Genomic DNA, 21,051 nt, shown 5'->3' on the forward strand with positions numbered 1-21,051 from the left:
CTTACTTTTTCGTTTTACATCCTATAAGGTTGGCAAAACACGCGTATGATGCAAGCGAAACATGGCCTTCTAGCCCGCGAGGGTCTGCTTCTGCTGCTGAATATCCTGCTCAATTCCCTCACGAACGTCCTGTGGGATCTTCAGCGCATCACCCAGGGCGTTCAGGTAGCTGCGCTCCATAAAGTGATCGATATCGATGGCAGCACAGCTCAGAAAATAGAGTTCCAGTGCCTCTTCTTCGTTTTTCACGCTTTGCGCCAGACGCTGCGGATCGAGCGGCTGTTCGATGGCCTGCGCCACCAGCGCCCTGCCCTGCTCCTCAACGCCCGCTTCCCGCATCTGCTGTTCAATTGCGGCACGTTCACTGGCATCAATATGCCCGTCGCTCTTGGCTGCAAAGACCAGGGCGAGGATCAGACGCTCGGTGCGTAAATCTAACGGAGATACCTGCTTCCCGTACTGCGGTTCATCCTGATGCGCGTTGCGCACCTTGTCTTTGTATTTGTTCCATAAGACGGAGCCTGCAATAGCCCCTCCGCCCGCCAGCAGCGCGCCGGTACCGTATTTGGTAAGCAGTTTCCGCGATGATTTATTGGCAACCAGCAAACCGGCCAGCCCGCCGAGCGCACCCGGCACAAGCAGCTTGCTCAGACCCTGTTCGCCGGACGACGAGCCTTTTTGTCCCAACAGGGATTGCAGTTGATTCATCCAACCTGACATATTTTTCCTCACGTAACAGTGCGTAACCTTCACAGCCTAAGCGAGCGGGTGTCAGGAAATGTCTGTCAGTGCTAAAGAAGCGCAAATTTCCCCCGTGTCCGGTTATTGCCATACAAGACATACGCAAACGTTTTCGTTTATACTGCCCGCATCTTTTTCAGGGGGATTTTTATGACTCGTTTAGGAACCGCGCTGCGTCCTGCCGCGACGCGCGTCATGCTGTTGGGATCGGGTGAACTGGGTAAAGAAGTGGCCATTGAATGCCAGCGTTTGGGTGTGGAAGTGATTGCGGTGGACCGTTACGCGAATGCGCCCGCCATGCACGTCGCGCATCGCTCGCACGTCATCGATATGCTTGACGGTAATGCCCTGCGGGCGTTAATTGCCGACGAAAAACCGGATTTCGTGGTACCTGAAATTGAGGCCATTGCCACTGAGATGTTGGTTGCCCTTGAACAGGAAGGCCAGCGCGTGGTGCCCTGTGCCACAGCGGCAAAACTGACCATGAACCGGGAAGGCATTCGTCGCCTGGCGGCAGAAGAATTACAGCTCCCGACCTCCAGCTACCGTTTTGCCGGGGATAAAGCTGCGTTTCTCCAGGCCGTAGAGGAGATTGGCTACCCGTGCATCATTAAGCCGGTAATGAGCTCCTCTGGCAAAGGGCAGAGCTTTATCCGCGACAGCAGCACGCTGGACAAAGCCTGGGACTATGCCCAGCAGGGCGGCCGTGCCGGTGCCGGGCGCGTCATCGTAGAAGGCGTGGTGAAGTTTGATTTTGAAATTACCCTGCTCACCGTCAGCGCCGTGGATGGCGTTTATTTCTGCGACCCGATTGGTCATCGCCAGGAAGACGGCGATTATCGCGAATCCTGGCAGCCGCAGCAGATGAGCGCGCTGGCGCTGGCACGCGCGCAGGAGATCGCCCGCAAAACGGTGCTGGCGCTGGGCGGCTACGGCCTGTTCGGCGTGGAATTGTTTGTTTGCGGCGACGAGGTGATCTTCAGCGAAGTCTCCCCTCGCCCGCACGATACCGGGATGGTCACGCTGATTTCGCAGGATCTCTCTGAGTTCGCGCTGCACGTACGTGCTTTCCTCGGCCTGCCGGTTGGCGGCATCCGTCAGTACGGCCCGGCAGCCTCGGCGGTGATCCTGCCGCAGCTGACCAGCCAGAATGTCACCTTTGATAACGTCGAAGGTGCGGTAGGCGCAGGCTTGCAGGTTCGGCTGTTCGGCAAACCGGAGATCGACGGAAGCCGTCGTCTGGGCGTGGCATTAGCGACCGGGGAAAACGTGGACGAAGCCGTCGCGAGAGCGAAAAAAGCGGCCACTGCGGTGAAAGTGACAGGGTAAATAACTAAAGGCTGGTCAAGTAAGCGACCAGCCACATAGCATGATTAACGTTGTTTCGTTTCTATCGCTTCCATTCGTATTCCATGTCCTCGTAGGCTTCATTCGTTTTCGAGATGAAAACAAAACTACCGAGGCCTATAAAAATAACGAAGGGAATGATTATGCTCGCAATCAGTTCCCAGATTGCTGGCGGATCGTTTTGCGCCAGGAAACTGATACGATAGGCAATGAGGGATAACACGCAGAATAAAGCCGCCATCCCCGCAGGATAAAGGGGATTACTCCAGTTACACCAGGTAAGTTTTTTTGGGATAGCTGTCTTCATGGAGGAAAGCGCAGTAATACAAAATTTGTTTTTGTCTGAATATGCTACCAGTTGCTCCCCCTGGGCATATTTTACCGCATCCGCCGCAAATGCCAGAGCCAGCCACCGATACCCGGCACTCTTTGCGCCCAGAGAGGCATCGATATCCAGCCGTTCCACCGTGAGCGCTTTTTTGTCCAGTGCCTGCATTAATGGATATTTTTCAATACGGGACAGCCCGGTATACCAGAGACTTTTCGGCGTAAGTACCGAACCCGTCTCAAGGAAGACCGCCATTTTGTCCTCTACATCGGTCACATCAGACATAGGCTGATATAAATATACCGGTTTTTCGCCCTCCTCCCGGACATAATGACTGGTCAGCAGGAATGCACATGCATTTTCCATGCTCTTTGATTCGCCGCTTTCTTCATGTAAATGAACGATAACAATCAGCCGGTTTTCAACTCTGTAATCAGATAAGTTCATCCATTGGCTAACGATCGCGTAGTCAGGGCATTCTGTGCTGTACTCAATTTTACACGTGCTGGCCGTTTCAATACCCAACCGCTCCAGAGTGCGTCTCAGTTCATCAATGCAGGATCCACTCCCTCCGCGAACCCAGACAACGGTTTCAAAAATACGGTAGTTATAGCCCTTCAATTTTTCTGCCATCGGGTCCAGTAAGCGGTAAAACATCTGTTCATTCCTGGTCTGGTCGAAGCGATCTTCCAGCTGAATGTTAACCGGCGTTTTCGGTGCCAGCGGAAATTCGCCTTCCAGTTTCAACATATTCAGCGCGGGTTGCTCCAGGGGGGTTATTGAAGACCATGCTGCGATAGCCATATTTTTCCGCGCATACGCCTTTAAATTAATCTCCTGCTCTTTTGCTATGAATTTTCGGGTTTCAGCATAATGAATGTTGGCGTCATGAAATATGAAACTTGTAAAAACTAACAACGACACAACACAGATGGGCAGAATAACTGAAGGCACAAAAAAGAGAGCCGTAACGTGTTCCTGTTCAGGCCAGGTTAGAGCCCGGATCGCGAGGCCCATTGCGACGGCTATCACATAGAGGAAAACAATCATGACGACTGGCACAGTGGAATCCGGGTCTGGCTGTTTTTTGTATAACCACCACGCGCGCATTACGAAGCTCCCGCCACAGGTAAGGTACTTTTGATTTCACATCCACACGCCGCGCGACAGCCATCTACCACAACCCCACGGCCATGCATGGTCCAGGTTGGGTGACATTCAGTGATTGGGAACGTCCCTTTATGGAGCGGACACTGCACAAGATCATCTTTCAAGGCCACGGGCTGACCCATAAAGTCTGCCCCAGAGGCCTTAGTGACTTTTCCTCCGCTTATCAGCGGATCGTTTAACCTAATGACGCCTTTCATCGCTTTATCTCCCTATTTTCCCGCATCCATATCACAGCGCATATGATCCCAGCCGGTGTACTCCTTCACTTCGGGTACGCTGTCGGGTAAATCTTGCCAGTTAGCCTTAAATTGCTGCGTGCTGTGCTTAAGCCCCTGCTTAGTCATATAGACCATTCCCCAGGCCCAGCCAGGGAAACGGGGGTCCAGCGTATCGCTTACTTTATTTCCCATTCCGTCATCCACGGTATAGGCAATCCCCGGCCCACCGGGCAGAATGCGCGGGTCTTCAAATGGTTTTGACGACATGTACAGCCGGTGCTTGGTTAGTAAAAACCCTGATCGTTGACGACGGTGAAAGACACTGCATCTTCTGCGGGTGCTCTGTTATCTCCATTTGGTTCATTACCCGCTGGGGAAAAACCGACAGCTTTCCATGTTTCGCCATAGTCTTTCGATCCATGAAACCCATCCACCTCCCAGTTAGGAATTGAGATATATCGTTCTGATGGATGAATAAACTTACGGGTAAATACTCGATAAAATTGAAAATAAGGCTGTGAATGAATACCCCTTTTCGTATCTGTATACCAGAGCTGGCCTTCACAGCCCCAGCCTTTTAACTCAAGATAACGATGATCATCGAACCGGTAAACAACCTGTGTCGGCGGTTCTTTCGCCTGGCATCCGGTTGCCAGCACAACGGACGTAGCTGCGAGAACGGTACATAATCCTTTCATCAGTTATCGCCCCGCATCCATATCACAGCGCATATGATCCCAGCCGGAATAGCCCTTCACCTCGGGTACGCTGTCGGGTAGGTCCTGATAGTTTGTCTTAAATTGAGCTATATCTTCGTGCAGACCTTCTTTGGTGATGTAATCCAGCCCCCAAGCAGGGCCAGAAGAACCGGGTTCCAGCTTACCTCTGACTTTATTTCCCATTCCGTCATCCACGGTATAGGTAATCCCCGGCCCACCGGGCAGAATGCGCGGGTCTTCAAATGGTTTTGACGACATGTACAGCCGGTGCTTGGTCAGTAAAAAGCCCTGATCGTTGACGACGGTAAAAGACACTGCATCTTCTGCGGGTGCTCTGTTATCTCCATTTGGTTCATTACCCGCTGGGGAAAAACCGACAGCTTTCCATGTTTCGCCATAGTCTTTCGATACATGAAACCCATCCACCTCCCAGTTAGGAATTGAGATATATCGTTCTGATGGATGAATAAACTTACGGGTAAATACTCGATAAAATTGAAAATAAGGCTGTGAATGAATACCCCTTTTCGTATCTGTATACCAGAGCTGGCCTTCACAGCTCCAGCCTTTTAACTCAAGATAACGATGATCATCGAACCGATAAACAACCTGTGTGGGTGGTTCTTTCGCCTGGCATCCGGTTGCCAGCACAACGGACGTCGCTGCGAGAACGGTACATAATCCTTTCATCAGTTATCGCCCCGCATCCATATCACAGCGCATATGATCCCAGCCGGTATAGCCTTTCACATCGGGTACGCTGTCGGGTAAATCTTGCCAGTTAGCCTTAAGTTGCTGCGTGCTGCCCTCAAGCCCCTGCTTAGTCATGTAGACCATTCCCCAGGCCCAGCCAGGGGAACGGGGTTCCAGCTTCCCGCTGACTTTATTTCCCATTCCGTCATCCACGGTATAGGTAATCCCCGGCCCACCGGGCAGAATGCGCGGGTCTTCAAATGGTTTTGACGACATGTACAGCCGGTGCTTGGTTAGTAAAAAGCCCTGATCGTTGACGACGGTGAAAGACACTGCATCTTCTGCGGGTGCTCTGTTATCTCCATTTGGTTCATTACCCGCTGGGGAAAAACCGACAGCTTTCCATGTTTCGCCATAGTCTTTCGATACATGAAACCCATCCACCTCCCAGTTAGGAATTGAGATATATCGTTCTGATGGATGAATAAACTTACGGGTAAATACTCGATAAAATTGAAAATAAGGCTGTGAATGAATACCCCTTTTCGTATCTGTATACCAGAGCTGGCCTTCACAGCCACAGCCTTTTAACTCAAGATAACGATGATCATCGAACCGGTAAACAACCTGTGTCGGCGGTTCTTTCGCCTGGCATCCGGTTGCCAGCACAACGGACGTAGCTGCGAGAACGGTACATAATCCTTTCATCAGTTATCGCCCCGCATCCATATCACAGCGCATATGATCCCAGCCGGTGTACTCCTTCACTTCGGGTACGCTGTCGGGTAAATCTTGCCAGTTTGCCTTAAGTTGCTGCGTGCTGCCCTCAAGCCCCTGTTTAGTCATGTAGACCATTCCCCAAGCCCAGCCAGGGGAACGGGGTTCCAGCTTCCCGCTGACTTTATTTCCCATTCCGTCATCCACGGTATAGGCAATCCCCGGCCCACCGGGCAGAATGCGCGGGTCTTCAAATGGCTTTGATGACATATACAGCCGGTGCTTGGTTAGTAAAAAGCCCTGATCGTTGACGACGGTGAAAGAAATAATATCCTCATACGGCGCGTAGTCATCACCATTGGGTTCATTATGATTTGGTGAAAACGCTACTGAGCGCCACGTTTTCCCATAGTCCTTAGATACTATGAATCCACTCACTCCCCATCCCGTCAGTGCAATATATCGCTCTGATGGATGAATAAATTTACGGGTAAAGAGTCGATAAAACTGACTAACTGGTTCGGTGTGAATGCCTCGCTTAGTATCCGTGTACCAGAGTTCGCCTTCACAATCCCACCCTTTCAGTTCGAGATAACGATGATCATCGAATCGATAAACTACCTGCGTCGGCGGTTCTTTAGCCAGGCATCCGGTCACAAGCAAAACAGCTAAGGTCGTCAGGCCGATAAAAAATATTTTCATGCTCTATCCTTTAGCCAGTTGACTATCACTCATGGGCTTTGGCATATCCCATTGCAAATTTGCCACATCCTGATTTCTGATGGACAGTTCGCGTGACGGCATGGCTGGCGAGGCATTATTAAAGTGGTTTTCCACACCGTACTCCCCTTTTGGAAGCACCTCATCAGGCTTATTCATAAACCATTTCGTACGCTGTTCATCTAGCATTCCGGTACGGTAATATTCTTTAGCGGCAGGATAACCGTTCTGCGGATCGCGCCAGTCTGCCCGATGTAGCAACCCTTCCCAAAATTTCCCCGCCTGATAATCGAATGATTTGCACTGCCCAATAGCCAAATCAAACGCCATAGCGTGCGATGGCACAAATTCACTCATCACAATAGAGGAGTGCTGGCTGTAGCCTACCGGGTCAATTTTCTGCCATTCCGCTTGCAGTTCTTCCGGTGTTTTCTTCCAGGTAAGGGTAACTAACTGAAAATCACGCGAACCTGACACCTCACCATAAATAACTTCATGCTTGCGTTCAAAACTCTCTTCTTTAAGCTCTGAAGCAGATAAAACGTGACCAGGCTGCCAGCCAATATTTTGATAGCGGTTCACAGCAAAGGTTGTCGTTACTGTGCGCTTAATGGCGCTGGCTTTGGCGGAATAGGAAATGTAGGCGTCCGGGCTGTCCGGATCGACATAATAGGTATACGGTTTATCACTGGTTTTAGGATCGTTATCCGGGTGATTATCCTCCCCCTGAAGTTTGAAAATAAAAGGTTCCGGTAACTCCTCACCATTTATCACCACATCGCGAGCGCTGTAACTGGCGTTCGTGAGAAAGGCATATTTTGCATCCCCCTCATTTCGCGGCTGTAACTCAAAGGGGTTAGCGTCAGGGATGTTTCCTACTTCACCATGCTGGTAAAACACACGCTGAAACAGATTCGGTATATCACTGGCAATATTCTGAGGAATGCCCCGCCAGCCAAACCCCTGCACATTCTCCAGCGACACGACGCCATCGTTCGGGCAAAAGTAGTTATACACTTTACCGTCGTTGCTTCGGCAATATCTGCCATCCGTTCGCAGCGGATTATCGGAAGGTTTACGCAGGGTACAGGAGGCCTCCAGAGCAAGTAATTCGCTCTCTGCCATTTTCCCACCCCCTTTCCATTGCGTATGCATCAGGCGACAGAAATTTTTAAATGTCTGCTGTCTGGCGTCGTCGGTCTGTTGATAGCCCGGCTGAATATTTTCAGCCACGCGCGACTCAAGAGAATATGGTGAGTGATTAAGAATCACACAATTTACCGGATCGTATCCGGCCTGTTTCACCAGCATATTTGCCAGCATAGTAATAATCGTGCCCTGACTGTGAGCGACGATATTGATAACATCGTTTTGAGTTACTAACGGCTGACGAATCTGAATAATCAAATCCGCCAGCCGTTGAGCGGCAAAAAACTGGTAAATGCGGTGCGGGTTTTCATAAATGGGATGGGTAAAATCGCCATCATTGAAGTGCAGCGAGGCAAATCCCGCAGCGGCAACGCCGAAGCCACCGGCGCCGGGCCCCAGCATATCCGGGATCGTCGTCGTCGCGTTGGCAAAGGTCCCGCCCCCCTTGGCAAAACTCTTATCAAGTGCGTTCTTAAAGTTATCGTTCTGGTACTGAAACGGCCCTTTTCCGTCATTACCCAGCGACTTTTTATTCGTCTCGTTATCTTCCTGGTACGCATCATAGGGAAGATGCGCTTTGTCACTCAGCTTCCCGACTTCCTCCCGGTAGCGCTTCTGGTCCGCCCGGTAGTCAGCATGCGTAACCGGTTTATATCCCCAGTAAAACGGGATGATGGGGGAACGCCCGGGAGTGATAATTCTGTAGTCTTTCCATTCGTGGGCGTAAAAATCCTGCCGGTTGAGTCGCTTACCCAGCCCGACAAGTATTCCTTTCTCTTGATTCTGGTAAGCTTCACCCACGTCGTTCACGCCATGGACGAGGATCACAATGCCGGGCATCGGACGCGGTATCCCGACGTTGCGCGTCTGGGCGACTTCGCCCAGGGTTTTGTGTACCGGAATATCGCCTTCTGATACCACCCGTGGAGCGTAGGGTTTTGTCTTCGCCTCCGTCATTCCATTATCTCCATTTTATAGCTGTCGAGGTCGTCAGCATCGAGCAGGGGTGAACGACCGCAGCTGTCCGTCACGCCTTCCACCACCTGTCCGGATGCACTGGTCAGCCTGAATTTTTTGTTTGCCAGAATTTGCTCCGGATCATCGCCGGCGTGCAGTTTGTAGCGAAGTTTAAAGGCGCCTTTGTCAAAGGATGGCGTCGGTACCGACACACTTTCCGGACCGTCGTATTTCAGGCTCGGCGCTTTGAGTTCAATGCCCGTCGGCGAGAAAATCGTGACCAGTCCGGTCGGGCTGATCCGGATCCCGCCGCCCCCGCAGACAAACTGCATTCCCTTTCTGGCACTGCCGTTCATTTTCCCGGCGGTGCTCGTCAGCGTGAAATCCTGCTGCGACAGCATGTGCATTTCGCCCCGCTGCGCCTGCGTCGTAATATCCCCCGCACCGGCAATCATCTGGATGCCGAGTTTGCGGGCAAACAGCGACAGTTTTTCCCCTACGGCCAGCGAGAATTTTTTCACCACATTCACGCTGGCATTCCCGCCCGCTGTGGCAATCAGGTCTTTCCCGGCTGACAATTGCAGGCTGTCCGGCGTAACCTGCGCAATTCCACTTTTTCCATATGCCAAAATACCGGGCTCCGCGAGATGACTCAGCGTCTGGCTGAGCGCATTTTGCCGATCGGTTTCCACATTACTCGCACCTGCCGTAAGCGCACTTTGTTGTAGGGTCATCGCCAGCGATAACGCCTTTTCGAGTTGTGCAATAGCCGCTGTCATATCCAGTTGCTTACCCCCCGCGCAGGGCTGTGCTTCCGTGGTGATCATCACGCCTTTGGCAGCACGCAGCGCCATCCAGTCGTCGGTGCGAGCCTCCACACCTTCCCCGCGCTTTTTGCCCTCAGCATCAACCAGGTGGCCCACACTCACTTGCCCTTTGCCGTACTCGGTAGAGATTTTGATGTGTTCCTGCCCGCGACGATCTTCAAGACGGATCTTGTTCAACGCGGCCGTGCGGATCACGTTTCGGGTATCGTTACGGTTTGTGACTAAATCCGGGTGGCTGCCGTCGTGCATGACATGGGCGATAAAAGGTCTGTCCGGGTCGCCGCCTTCAAAACCAACGGCAACTTCAGTCCCCTCCAGCAACGGAAAGTGAATACCAAAAGTGTCACCGGCGTACGGCCTGCCGAGGCGTACCAGGGCGCTTTCAAATCCGACCCGTTTTTCATCAAGGTCAAAATCGAACTTAACCCGGTAGCGTCCAACCGCATCAAGTCCGGCATAGGTTTTATTTCCCCCGATAGCCATCACTCTGGCGGGCACCGTTCCGGCTATCACCGGCCGGGATATGTATTCAGAACGGAAGCTATAGCCGTGGATATAGGGGATCCCAGAAAGTACGGCGCGATAGTGTTCAGCACGGCTGCCGCGGATAATCATCGCAGTTATCACAAACCCGGACTTAAACCCGTCAGGTACAGGCCCTGCAGGATAAAACATAATGCCTGGCTGAAGCTCGGGATCACTGGTTGTCGCCCCCAGAATACTCTGTCCGTTCAACAGGCGTTCATAACGCAGACGGGCGTAAAATGCGGCGGTTTCCGCCTCTTCACCGTGAAAATCCCCCGCAGCAAGATAGTGATCGGCATAGTGATAGTGTTGGCCTGTCGTTACACCTTCGGGAATATCGCTCGTTTTAACGGTCTTATCCGTCTGCGGCGATTGCGGGTCACGGTAGTTATAGGTGCGAACCAACACATTTTTTGGGATCAGGCCGTGCTGCTCCTCCAGATCGGTGATGTATTCGTTATAACTGGTCATGCCTGAATGTCGGACATAAGGCATCTGTTTGTCGCTGAAGTTGTAACGACGCGCAGAATCCCCAAAAATAACGACGGTTTCCGTTTTCACTTTGTTGTGATTCTCAAAACGGAACCAGATCCCTATCTCTGCCAGCAGCCGACGGATGAACCGCAAATCGGTTTCTTTCCACTGAACGATCATTTCCCGTCGTGGATAACTGTGGCTCAGTTGGTCAAAATCAATGTTGTAGCCGTCAAAGTGACCACTGTCCTTCATCAGCTTTGTAACGAGCTCCGGGACTGTCATGTTCATGTAAACCGCAGAACGGTAATTTTGATCCAGCAGCGCCAGCTCATGCTCCAGCACGCATTCATACAGTGCTTCGTCACCTGAAGACATCAGCCGGGAAAATTGGGTGATCGTGCCATTAATCTGGCGAACCGGCAGCCAGGAGGTTTGCCCATGCCATGAGGCTTCCAGATTGGGTGCACGCAGAATAAACTCAGCCCTTTGATTAAGAACAGCATTAATGGCAATGTTTTGATCCGGACTGGTAAAGCGAATGGTATAGCGATAAGGCTCGCTTAATATCTCTTTTCCTGTAAAAGAATGAACATCAGAAATAACATTTTTGCTACGCGGGAAATACAATAAATATCTGTTTAACGTGTCCCACCGTTGAGCCACCTCAGATTCCCCTGACATTATTATCTATCCTTTTAACAAACATTCCGTTTATTAAAAACAATACACCTATCGCTTTCCTATTAAAATACCCAACCTCAAGTTGAATTGACTCAAAGGAAGTAATATTATTCACAGAATAAATAAAAAGAGCCCAGGCAATCTCATCACAGATAAATTAAGAATGAATTATTCATCAAATATATAAGTGAGGGATTATTTAATAATGAAGAATGATACGCCTGGGGTTAGGGATATTAAAAATGTTTGTGGGGAGAAGAAGAAGAACTTATACATGCTGGTCACATAAAGTGACCAGCATCAGGCCAGAGGGCCTGCTTTATGCATTGAGCATTTGTTACTGTTTCGCGCCTTCTACCGCTTCGCGAGCCAGTTTAGTAATGCGATCCCAGTCGCCTGCTTCCAGCGCATCCGCCGGAACCAGCCAGGAGCCACCGATGCACAGCACGCTTTTCAGCGCCAGGTAGTCGCGGTAGTTGGCCGGAGAGATGCCACCCGTTGGGCAGAAACGCACCTGGGAGAATGGGCCTGCAATCGCCTGCAACGCTTTGGTGCCGCCGTTCGCTTCAGCCGGGAAGAATTTAAACTCTTTCAGGCCGTAGTCCATGCCCAGCATCAGTTCAGAAACGGTGCTGATACCCGGGATCAGCGGAATAGTACCTTCGGTTGCGGCTTTCAGCAGCGGCTCGGTCAGGCCCGGGCTGATGGCAAACTGTGCGCCCGCTTCGGTCACTTCCGCCAGCTGCTGCGCATTCAGAACCGTACCAGCACCGATGATCGCTTCCGGCACTTCTTTGGCGATAGCGCGAATCGCATCCATCGCACAGGCAGTACGCAGGGTCACTTCCAGAACACGAACGCCACCCGCAACCAGCGCCTTCGCCATTGGGACAGCGTGCTCCAGTTTGTTTACCACAATAACCGGCACGACAGGGCCAGTAGTCAGGATTGCTTCTGCACTTGTTTTCCAGTTTTTCATCAGAGTTTTCTCTCGCCAGATCGTTAAAATCAAGTCGTCTTAAAACGTAATACAGGTTGCGCCCTGCTCCGCACCAGAGAGTTTCTCACGCAACGCACCAAACATTTCGCGTCCGGTACCCACGCGGGATGCGCTCAGGTCAGGAATATATGGCTGACGCGCCGCCAGCTCTGCTTCGTCCACCAGCAGGGTTAACTCGCCTGTCTGACCGTTAACGCGGATCATGTCTCCATCATGGACTTTCGCCAGCAGGCCGCCGTCGTAGGCTTCCGGGGTGACATGAATCGCTGAAGGCACTTTACCGGATGCCCCCGAGAGGCGTCCATCGGTCACCAGCGCAATTTTGAAACGGCGGTCCAATAATACACCAAGCGGCGGCATAAGTTTATGTAATTCTGGCATCCCGTTCGCTTTTGGTCCCTGATGACGCACCACGACTACGCAGTCTTTATCAAGCAGACCCGCGTCGAAGGCAGGTAAAACGTCGTGCTGGCTTTCAAACACCACCGCCGGGGCTTCGATAACCTGATTCTCTTCCGGCACGGCAGAAGTTTTCATTACGGCACGCCCAAGGTTACCGCTCAGCACTTTGGTGCCGCCGTGAGGAGAGAACGGCTGTTCGAAGGTCGCGATAACCTGAGGATCGAGCGAGTTGCTCGCCCCCTCGCGCCAGTCCAGCTCACCGTTGTTCAGCCACGGCTCAAGGGTATAGCGATGCAGGCCAAAGCCCGCCACCGTGTTGACATCCTCATGCAGCAGGCCGCCTTTCAGCAGCTCGCGCATCAGCACCGGCACGCCGCCCGCGGCCTGGAAGTGGTTGATGTCCGCCGGACCGTTCGGGTACAGACGCGCCATCAGCGGTACCACGGAGGAGATATCGGAGAAGTCATCCCAGTTGATCAGAATGCCCGCCGCGCGCGCCATCGCGACAAGGTGCATGGTATGGTTGGTTGAACCGCCGGTCGCCAGCAGGGCGACAATCCCGTTGACGATGACTTTTTCATCGACCATTTTGCCCATTGGCATCCACTCGTTGCCGTTACCGGTCAGGCGCGTCACCTGACGGGCTGCGGCTTCGGTCAGCGCTTTACGCAGTGGCGCATCCGGCTGGATGAACGACGAGCCCGGCAGCTGCATCCCCATAAACTCCACCACCATCTGGTTGGTGTTAGCCGTACCGTAGAACGTACAGGTGCCCGGCGCGTGATAGGACGCGGCTTCCGCTTCCAGCAGCGCCTGACGGTCCGCTTTTCCTTCGGCATACAGCTGGCGGATACGGACTTTTTCCTTGTTTGGCAGACCGCTTGCCATCGGGCCTGACGGCACAAAAATCGCTGGCAGATGGCCAAACGACAGCGCGGCCATCACCAGCCCCGGGACGATTTTGTCGCATACGCCCAGGTAGAGCGCGCCATCAAACATATTGTGAGAGAGGCCCACTGCCGCCGACATGGCGATCACTTCGCGGCTCAACAGAGACAGCTCCATACCGTCCTGTCCCTGAGTCACGCCATCACACATGGCCGGCACGCCGCCTGCAACCTGGCCCACCGCGTTCACGCTGTGCAGCGCATTGCGGATGATAGACGGGTAAACCTCATACGGCTGGTGGGCTGAAAGCATGTCGTTATAGGAGGTAATGATGGCGATATTGTTACGCAGCATGCTTTTCAGCGCGTCTTTATCACCAGGCTGGCAGGCGGCAAAGCCGTGGGCCAGATTCCCGCAGGCCAGCTGTGAGCGATGTACCGTTTCACTCTTCGCCTGTTCGATGCGGGCAAGGTAGGCAGCACGGGTCTCTTTCGAGCGTTCAACGATGCGTTGTGTTACGCGTAACAATGTCGGATTCATAAAAGCTCCTCTAATTTATCTGTCCAGGCTCGGGAGTTTACACAGTTTCTGACGGTTGTTAACAACGCTGAAACGCCTGATATCCGGAGCACAGGGGCAAAATGTCTGAAGGGAGTGTAATAAAAAAAGCTCCGCGGGTGAATCCACGCGGAGCTTAAAAGATTAAAAATTATGCCACTTGCTGTGTTAGATCATGTTACCGGTAAAATAACACCTTTGGGCTAGAGATAGGGGTTATTCAAACTCGTTCCAGGAGCGGCCATCACGGGTGATCATCGCAACGGAGGCGACAGGTCCCCATGTTCCCGCCTGATACGGTTTTGGCGCGTCCTGGTCGGCTGCCCACGCTTCGGTGATTGAGTCCACCCACTTCCACGCCTCTTCCACTTCATCGCGGCGGACGAACAGCGCCTGGATACCACGCATGGTTTCCAGCAGCAGACGCTCGTAAGCATCGGCCAGATGCGTCTGGTTGAAAGTTTCAGAGTAACTCAGGTCGAGCTTGGTGGTTTGCAGGTTGTGTTTGTGATCAAGACCCGGCACTTTGTTCAGGATCTGAATATCCACACCCTCGTCCGGCTGTAAACGGATGGTCAGTTTGTTCTGCGGCAGTTCCTGCCAGGATTCTTTGAACAGGTTCAGTTCCGGATTTTTGAAGTAGACCACCACTTCGGAACATTTTGCCGGCAGACGTTTCCCGGTACGCAGGTAGAACGGCACGCCGGCCCAGCGCCAGTCGTCGATATCCACGCGGATCGCCACAAACGTCTCGGTGTTGCTGGACTTGTTCGCGCCCTCTTCTTCCAGATAGCCAGGGACTTTTTTCCCCTGGGCAAAACCTGCGGTGTACTGGCCGCGCACGGTTTTCTCACGCACGTTGGAGCGGTCAATACGGCGCAGTGATTTCAGCACTTTCACTTTGGCGTCACGAATGCTGTCGGCCGTCAGATCTGACGGTGGAGACATGGCAATCATGCACAGAATTTGCAGCAGGTGGTTCTGGATCATGTCACGCATCTGGCCGGCCTGGTCGAAGTAGCCCCAGCGGCCTTCGATGCCCACCTCTTCCGCCACGGTAATTTCCACGTGGTCGATAGTGCGGTTGTCCCAGTTGTTCACAAACAAGGAGTTGGCAAAACGCAGCGCCAGCAGGTTCAGAACCGTCTCTTTACCCAGATAGTGGTCAATACGGTAAACCTGACACTCCTCAAAGAACTCGCCCACCTGGTCGTTGATTTCACGCGAGGTTGCAAGCGACGTACCCAGCGGCTTCTCCATCACCACGCGCGCCGGTTTGGCGTTCAGCTTCGCTTCGCCCAGACCTTTGCAGATGGCGCCGAAGGTGCTTGGCGGCATGGCGAAATAGTTAATGGTGACGCGATTTTCCTGGTCCAGCATTTCACCCAGACGGGTAAAGGCGCTTACATCGTTGACGTCCAGATTGCAGAAATCGAGACGCCCGCTCAGCTTATCCCAAAGGCTTTCATCGATTTTCTCTTTCATGAAGGTTTCGAGCGCCTCGCGCACGACTTTGGTATAAGCCTCCTTATCCCAGTCGGCGCGCCCTACCCCAAGGATTCGGGTATCGGGATGGATCTGGCCCGCTTTTTCGAGCTGATACAGGGAAGGCAGCAATTTTCGGCGTGCAAGATCGCCTTTCGCGCCGAAAATGACCAGGTCACATGCCTGGGCTGTTTGCGTTACCGCCATGTCATTCTCCTCAGTTAGATCTCCTGGTACTCTGCCAGGTATCGTTGTAATTTTATTACAATGCACTGTACTGCTTTTACGCGTTTCCTGAAACCATTAGCGCTTAACGACGCGTGCGATACGGTGATTTTTCGTCGCGCGGGCCATTACGCCCGTCTGGTGACGCAACAAACGTCGATTCTTTGCGCAACAGGGTCAGAGCAAAACCCGACGTCGATCAAGTAATGAAAAAAAACAACAACATTTCTTGTCGACGATTACCCTTTCGGGTGTCCCGGGGGTAATATCGGCTAAATCGAATCAAGGTTTCATCTCTATGAAATCGTTTATGCCCTCATGAGCGTCTTGTTAACAATGAACATGCTGGAAAAAATCCAGTTTCAACTGGAACACCTTAGCAAATCCGAGCGCAAAGTGGCCGAAGTTATTCTCGCCGCGCCCGCTCAGGCGATTCATTCAAGCATCGCCGCTCTGGCACAGGAATCGGGCGTCAGCGAACCGACGGTCAATCGATTCTGTCGTAGTCTGGACACCCGCGGCTTTCCTGATTTTAAACTGCATCTGGCACAAAGTCTGGCAAACGGTACCCCGTATGTTAATCGCAATGTAGATGAAGACGACAGTGTTGATGCTTACACCGCAAAAATATTTGAATCGGCAATGGCCACGCTCGACCATGTTCGCCAGTCTCTGGACATGAGTTCAGTGAATCGCGCGGTCGATCTTCTTACGCAGGCCAAACGGATTGCCTTCTTTGGCCTTGGCTCGTCCGCCGCCGTGGCGCATGACGCCATGAATAAGTTCTTTCGCTTTAACGTGCCGGTGATTTACTCCGATGACATTGTGCTGCAACGCATGAGCTGTATGAATTGTAGCGAAGATGATGTCGTGGTACTCATCTCCCATACGGGCCGCACCAAGAGCCAGGTGGAGCTGGCGCAACTCGCGCGTGACAACGATGCGATGGTCATCGCCCTGACGACGGCAGGTACGCCGCTGGCCCGGGAAGCAACGCTCGCCATTACCCTGGACGTACCGGAAGACACCGACATGTACATGCCGATGGTCTCCCGCCTGGCGCAGCTGACGGTCATCGACGTGCTGGCGACCGGTTTTACTTTACGCCGGGGCGCAAAATTCCGGGATAACTTGAAGCGGGTCAAGGAAGCCCTGAAAGAATCGCGTTTTGATAAAGAATTGCTTATAAAGAGCGATGTTCCCTAATAACGACGATGTACGATTTACGGCATTCGGTCCCCTCGCTACTGCCTTGCGATAGATGAAGGCCGATTCTATGTTCACGCAACACCAAAGTTGTTTCAGTCAACGGAGTATTACATGTCCAGAAGGCTTCGCAGAACCAAGATCGTCACCACCCTAGGCCCGGCCACCGACCGCGATAATAACCTCGAAAAGATTATCGCCGCGGGTGCCAACGTGGTGCGCATGAACTTCTCTCACGGTACGCCAGAAGACCATAAATTACGTGCCGACAAAGTGCGTGAAATCGCAGCTAAACTGGGCCGCCATGTTGCTATCCTCGGTGACCTGCAAGGTCCAAAAATCCGCGTATCGACCTTTAAAGAAGGCAAAGTCTTCCTCAACATCGGCGATAAATTCCTGCTGGATGCCAACCTGAGCAAAGGCGAAGGCGATAAGGAAAAAGTGGGTATCGACTACAAAGGTCTGCCTGCTGACGTTGTGCCTGGCGACATCCTGCTGCTGGACGACGGACGCGTACAGCTGAAAGTGCTGGAAGTTCAGGGTATGAAGGTGTTCACCGAAGTGACCGTCGGCGGCCCGCTCTCCAACAACAAAGGCATCAACAAACTCGGCGGTGGCCTGTCTGCCGAAGCGCTGACCGATAAAGACAAAGCGGATATCGTGACCGCAGCGCAGATCGGCGTGGATTATCTGGCCGTCTCCTTCCCCCGCTGCGGCGAAGATCTGAACTATGCTCGCCGCCTGGCGCGTGATGCAGGCTGCGATGCGAAAATCGTTGCGAAAGTGGAACGCGCTGAAGCGGTCTGCGATCAGGACGCGATGGACGACGTGATCCTGGCGTCTGACGTGGTGATGGTTGCCCGTGGTGATCTGGGCGTGGAAATTGGCGACCCTGAACTGGTCGGTATCCAGAAAGCGCTGATCCGTCGCGCGCGTCAGCTGAACCGCGCGGTGATCACCGCCACCCAGATGATGGAATCCATGATCACCAACCCAATGCCAACCCGTGCGGAAGTCATGGACGTGGCGAACGCCGTGCTGGATGGTACTGACGCGGTGATGCTGTCAGCAGAAACCGCTGCGGGTCAGTATCCGGCGGAAACCGTGGCCGCCATGGCGCGCGTCTGCCTGGGTGCGGAGAAGATCCCAAGCATTAACGTCTCCAAGCACCGCCTGGATATCCAGTTCGACAATGTGGAAGAAGCGATTGCGATGTCCGCGATGTACGCAGCCAACCACCTGAAAGGGGTCACGGCGATCATCACCATGACCGAATCTGGCCGTACCGCGCTAATGACGTCTCGCATCAGCTCCGGTCTGCCGATCTTCGCCATGTCCCGTCACGAGCGTACGCTGAACCTGACGGCGCTGTATCGCGGCGTGACGCCAGTCTACTTCGACAGCACCAATGACGGTGTGGCCGCCGCGCACGATGCTGTGAACCTGCTGCGCGACAAAGGTTATCTGGTATCCGGTGATATCGTTATCGTGACGCAGGGTGACGTGATGAGCACCATCGGCTCAACCAATACCACCCGCGTACTGACCGTAGAGTAAGCTCCGATCCCCTCTCCCCTAAGGGGAGAGGGGTGAAGGTTTCCTATTTCTTCGGGAAAAGCTCCTTACGCTTGTACGGCTCTGTTTCGCCAGGTTTACGCGTTTTGAGCAACTTCAGGATCCACGTATATTGCTCCTTATGTGGCCCCACCAGCACTTCCACCTCTTCATTCATGCGGCGTGCAATGGTGCGATCGTCCGCGGTCTGCAGATCATCCATCGGCGGACGTACCTCAATGCTCAGGCGATGCGTTTTACCGTCATAAACCGGGAACAGCGGGATCACGCGGGCGCGGCAGACTTTCATCAGGCGACCAATCGCGGGTAGCGTAGCTTTATAGGTCGCGAAGAAATCGACAAACTCGCTGTGCTCAGGACCGTGGTCCTGATCGGGCAGATAGTAGCCCCAGTAACCCTGACGTACCGACTGAATGAAAGGCTTAATGCCATCGTTTCGGGCGTGCAGACGTCCGCCAAAGCGACGGCGCACGGTATTCCAGACGAAATCGTAGATTTTGTTTCCCTGATTATGGAACATCGCCGCCATTTTCTGGCCCTGCGATGCCATTAACATTGCCGGAATGTCGACCCCCCAACCGTGCGGCACCAGGAAAATCACTTTTTCATCATTGCGACGCATCTCGTCGATGATTTCCAGCCCTTTCCAGTCAACGCGGTCGACGATCTTTTCCGGCCCTTTTAGCGCCAGTTCCGCCATCATCGCCATGGCCTGTGGCGCGGTGGTATACATGTCATCAATGATTGCTTCGCGTTCAGCGTCGCTTTTATCCGGAAAACAGTACAGAAGGTTTATTTGCGCCCGGCGGCGTGCGCTTTTACCTAAGCGCCCTGCCAGGCGCCCCACATTGCCGAGCACCGGATCGCGGAGGGAAGCAGGTAGCAACGCCATGCCAGCAAACGCGTATACGCCAAGCCAGGCGCCCCAGTTACGCGGGTGGCGAAAGGATTTTTCAAACTCGGGAATGTACTCAATATTGTTTTTTTTGGTTTCCATGCGGGTTCCAGGGTCTGGTGACGCAAAAATATATTCAGATAGTGTAGCGAGGCAGCCGTCCGCGTACAAAAGAAAAAGCCGGCGCACACTGACGCCGGCTTATTTTTGAGGGTGTTAGCTTAGTCGAAGCGCAGCTGTGGCATCACCTCTTTCACCTGCGCCAGGTAATCTTTGCGATCTTTCCCGGTCAGCCCTTCGGTGCGCGGCAGTTTCGCCGTCAGCGGGTTAACCGCCTGCTGGTTGATCCACACTTCGTAGTGCAGGTGCGGGCCCGTCGACCGGCCGGTGTTACCAGACAGCGCGATGCGATCGCCACGTTTCACCTTCTGGCCCGGTTTGACCAGCAGTTTACGCAGGTGCATGTAGCGGGTGGTGTACGTGCGACCGTGACGAATAGCAACGTAATAGCCAGCAGCACCGCTGCGTTTCGCCATGACCACTTCACCATCCCCTACCGCCAGCACTGGCGTGCCCTGCGGCATGGCGAAGTCAACGCCACGGTGCGGCGCTACGCGACCCGTTACCGGGTTCAGACGACGCGGGTTAAAGTTGGAGGAGACACGGAACTGTTTCGCCGTTGGGAAACGCAGGAAGCCTTTTGCCAGGCCCGTACCGCTGCGGTCATAGAACTTACCGTCTTCCGCGCGAATGGCGTAGTAGTCTTTGCCGTCTGAACGCAGACGAACACCCACCAGCTGGCTCTGCTCGCGCTTACCGTCCAGCATTTCGCGGGACATCAGGACAGAGAACTGATCGCCTTTTTTCAGTTTGCGGAAATCCATCTGCCACTGCATGGCTTTGATCACCGAGCTGATTTCAGCGCTGGTCAGGCCAGCATCGCGGGCACTGGAAACAAAGCTGCCGCCGACGGTCCCTTTCATCACGCTGTTAACCCAGTCGCCCTGCTGCATTTCACTGGTCATTTTGAAACCGTTTGCGGTGCGATCGTAGGTACGGGTTTCGCGACGGGACATCTCCCAGGTCAGACGTTGCAGATCGCCGTCGGGCGTTAAGGTCCAGGAAAGCTGCTGACCAATTTTCAGGTTACGCAGCTCTTTATCGGATGCGGCAAGCTGGCTAATGTTGCCCATGTCGATACCGTACTGGTTCAGGACGCTGCTCAGCGTATCGCCAGTAGAAACAACATATTCATGAATGCCGGTTTCATTCTGGATCTTGTCATCCAGCTCATCCTGGGGAATAGCTTCATCTTCCTGTGCGGCCTGATCGATAGGCTCGCTGGCCTCAGGCAGCAGAGAGCGGATCTCGCTCTTCTCCAGTTCGATGGTTTTAATAATAGGGGCAGAACTCGGGTGGTAAACATAGGGCCGCCAGACGGCGACCGCTAACGTGAGAACTGTAAGCGACCCCAGCATAACGCGGTGGGGTCGAGGCAGATTGTTAAATGCCAGGGCGACAGAGCGGGCTATCTGTTGCACGTATTCA

At 53.3% G+C, this 21,051-nt stretch carries 16 protein-coding genes and 1 pseudogene; 3 read left to right on the forward strand and 14 right to left on the reverse strand.

Translation table 11 applies throughout. From position 1 onward, the window contains the following. Positions 1–69: 69 nt before the first annotated feature. On the reverse strand, positions 70–720 hold the full coding sequence (locus tag C3451_RS09365; protein ID WP_022648470.1) for a tellurite resistance TerB family protein: 651 nt from the start codon (positions 718–720) through the stop codon (positions 70–72). A gap of 171 nt (positions 721–891) precedes the next feature. Between C3451_RS09365 and purT the strand changes: the two genes are divergently transcribed. After that, the gene (gene purT / locus C3451_RS09370; protein WP_023300436.1) at positions 892–2,070 is read left to right on the forward strand and encodes a formate-dependent phosphoribosylglycinamide formyltransferase; all 1,179 of its coding nucleotides are present in this window, start codon (positions 892–894) and stop codon (positions 2,068–2,070) included. A gap of 61 nt (positions 2,071–2,131) precedes the next feature. On the opposite strand, the gene C3451_RS09375 is transcribed toward purT, so the two are convergent. The 11 genes and pseudogenes from C3451_RS09375 to zwf form a co-directional block, all read right to left on the reverse strand. Continuing rightward, positions 2,132–3,526, reverse strand: coding sequence for a hypothetical protein (locus C3451_RS09375; RefSeq protein WP_045623254.1), 1,395 nt, complete (start codon positions 3,524–3,526; stop codon positions 2,132–2,134). After that, positions 3,526–3,783 carry a PAAR domain-containing protein gene (locus C3451_RS09380; RefSeq protein WP_022648473.1) on the reverse strand — a complete coding sequence of 86 codons (258 nt, stop codon included), beginning with the start codon at positions 3,781–3,783 and terminating at the stop codon, positions 3,526–3,528. The genes C3451_RS09375 and C3451_RS09380 overlap by 1 nt, the downstream gene beginning before the upstream one ends. A gap of 12 nt (positions 3,784–3,795) precedes the next feature. After that, positions 3,796–4,502, reverse strand: a pseudogene (locus C3451_RS09385) (hypothetical protein). A 3-nt stretch (positions 4,503–4,505) separates the two neighbouring features. After that, complete coding sequence (locus C3451_RS09390; RefSeq protein WP_045623646.1) at positions 4,506–5,213, reverse strand: hypothetical protein; 708 nt, start codon at positions 5,211–5,213, stop codon at positions 4,506–4,508. Between the two features lie 3 nt (positions 5,214–5,216). After that, positions 5,217–5,924: a hypothetical protein gene (locus tag C3451_RS09395; RefSeq protein WP_124304296.1), complete on the reverse strand. Its 708-nt coding sequence runs from the start codon at positions 5,922–5,924 to the stop codon at positions 5,217–5,219. 3 nt (positions 5,925–5,927) lie between these two features. Then, positions 5,928–6,635, reverse strand: a complete 708-nt coding sequence (locus C3451_RS09400) for a hypothetical protein (protein WP_045623257.1) — start codon at positions 6,633–6,635, stop codon at positions 5,928–5,930. A 3-nt stretch (positions 6,636–6,638) separates the two neighbouring features. Continuing rightward, the gene (locus tag C3451_RS09405) at positions 6,639–8,642 is read right to left on the reverse strand and encodes a DUF3274 domain-containing protein (RefSeq protein ID WP_233161281.1); all 2,004 of its coding nucleotides are present in this window, start codon (positions 8,640–8,642) and stop codon (positions 6,639–6,641) included. Between the two features lie 113 nt (positions 8,643–8,755). Continuing rightward, positions 8,756–11,269 (reverse strand): type VI secretion system tip protein VgrG, encoded by a 2,514-nt coding sequence (vgrG, locus tag C3451_RS09410; protein ID WP_045623258.1) that lies wholly within the window; start codon positions 11,267–11,269, stop codon positions 8,756–8,758. A gap of 337 nt (positions 11,270–11,606) precedes the next feature. After that, positions 11,607–12,248: a bifunctional 4-hydroxy-2-oxoglutarate aldolase/2-dehydro-3-deoxy-phosphogluconate aldolase gene (kdgA, locus tag C3451_RS09415; RefSeq protein WP_023300441.1), complete on the reverse strand. Its 642-nt coding sequence runs from the start codon at positions 12,246–12,248 to the stop codon at positions 11,607–11,609. A gap of 39 nt (positions 12,249–12,287) precedes the next feature. Beyond that, on the reverse strand, positions 12,288–14,099 hold the full coding sequence (gene edd, locus C3451_RS09420) for a phosphogluconate dehydratase (RefSeq protein WP_045621066.1): 1,812 nt from the start codon (positions 14,097–14,099) through the stop codon (positions 12,288–12,290). 234 nt (positions 14,100–14,333) lie between these two features. Further along, complete coding sequence (zwf, locus tag C3451_RS09425) at positions 14,334–15,809, reverse strand: glucose-6-phosphate dehydrogenase (protein ID WP_022648481.1); 1,476 nt, start codon at positions 15,807–15,809, stop codon at positions 14,334–14,336. A gap of 354 nt (positions 15,810–16,163) precedes the next feature. Between zwf and C3451_RS09430 the strand changes: the two genes are divergently transcribed. Together C3451_RS09430 and pyk are read left to right on the forward strand one after the other, a co-directional pair. Beyond that, on the forward strand, positions 16,164–17,033 hold the full coding sequence (locus C3451_RS09430; RefSeq protein ID WP_003859769.1) for a MurR/RpiR family transcriptional regulator: 870 nt from the start codon (positions 16,164–16,166) through the stop codon (positions 17,031–17,033). Positions 17,034–17,147: 114 nt separating this feature from the next. Then, positions 17,148–18,590 carry a pyruvate kinase gene (gene pyk, locus C3451_RS09435; protein WP_003859767.1) on the forward strand — a complete coding sequence of 481 codons (1,443 nt, stop codon included), beginning with the start codon at positions 17,148–17,150 and terminating at the stop codon, positions 18,588–18,590. A 43-nt stretch (positions 18,591–18,633) separates the two neighbouring features. Here the strand turns inward: pyk and lpxM are convergent, their stop codons facing one another. Beyond that, a complete protein-coding gene (gene lpxM, locus C3451_RS09440) occupies positions 18,634–19,605 on the reverse strand; it encodes a lauroyl-Kdo(2)-lipid IV(A) myristoyltransferase (RefSeq protein ID WP_045621065.1) in 972 nt (323 codons plus the stop codon). Between the two features lie 119 nt (positions 19,606–19,724). After that, a complete protein-coding gene (mepM, locus tag C3451_RS09445; protein WP_022648483.1) occupies positions 19,725–21,044 on the reverse strand; it encodes a murein DD-endopeptidase MepM in 1,320 nt (439 codons plus the stop codon). Positions 21,045–21,051 lie beyond the last annotated feature (7 nt).

The sequence above is a fragment of the Enterobacter sp. 301B genome (assembly GCF_003850715.1).
Taxonomy (GTDB): domain Bacteria; phylum Pseudomonadota; class Gammaproteobacteria; order Enterobacterales; family Enterobacteriaceae; genus Enterobacter; species Enterobacter intestinihominis.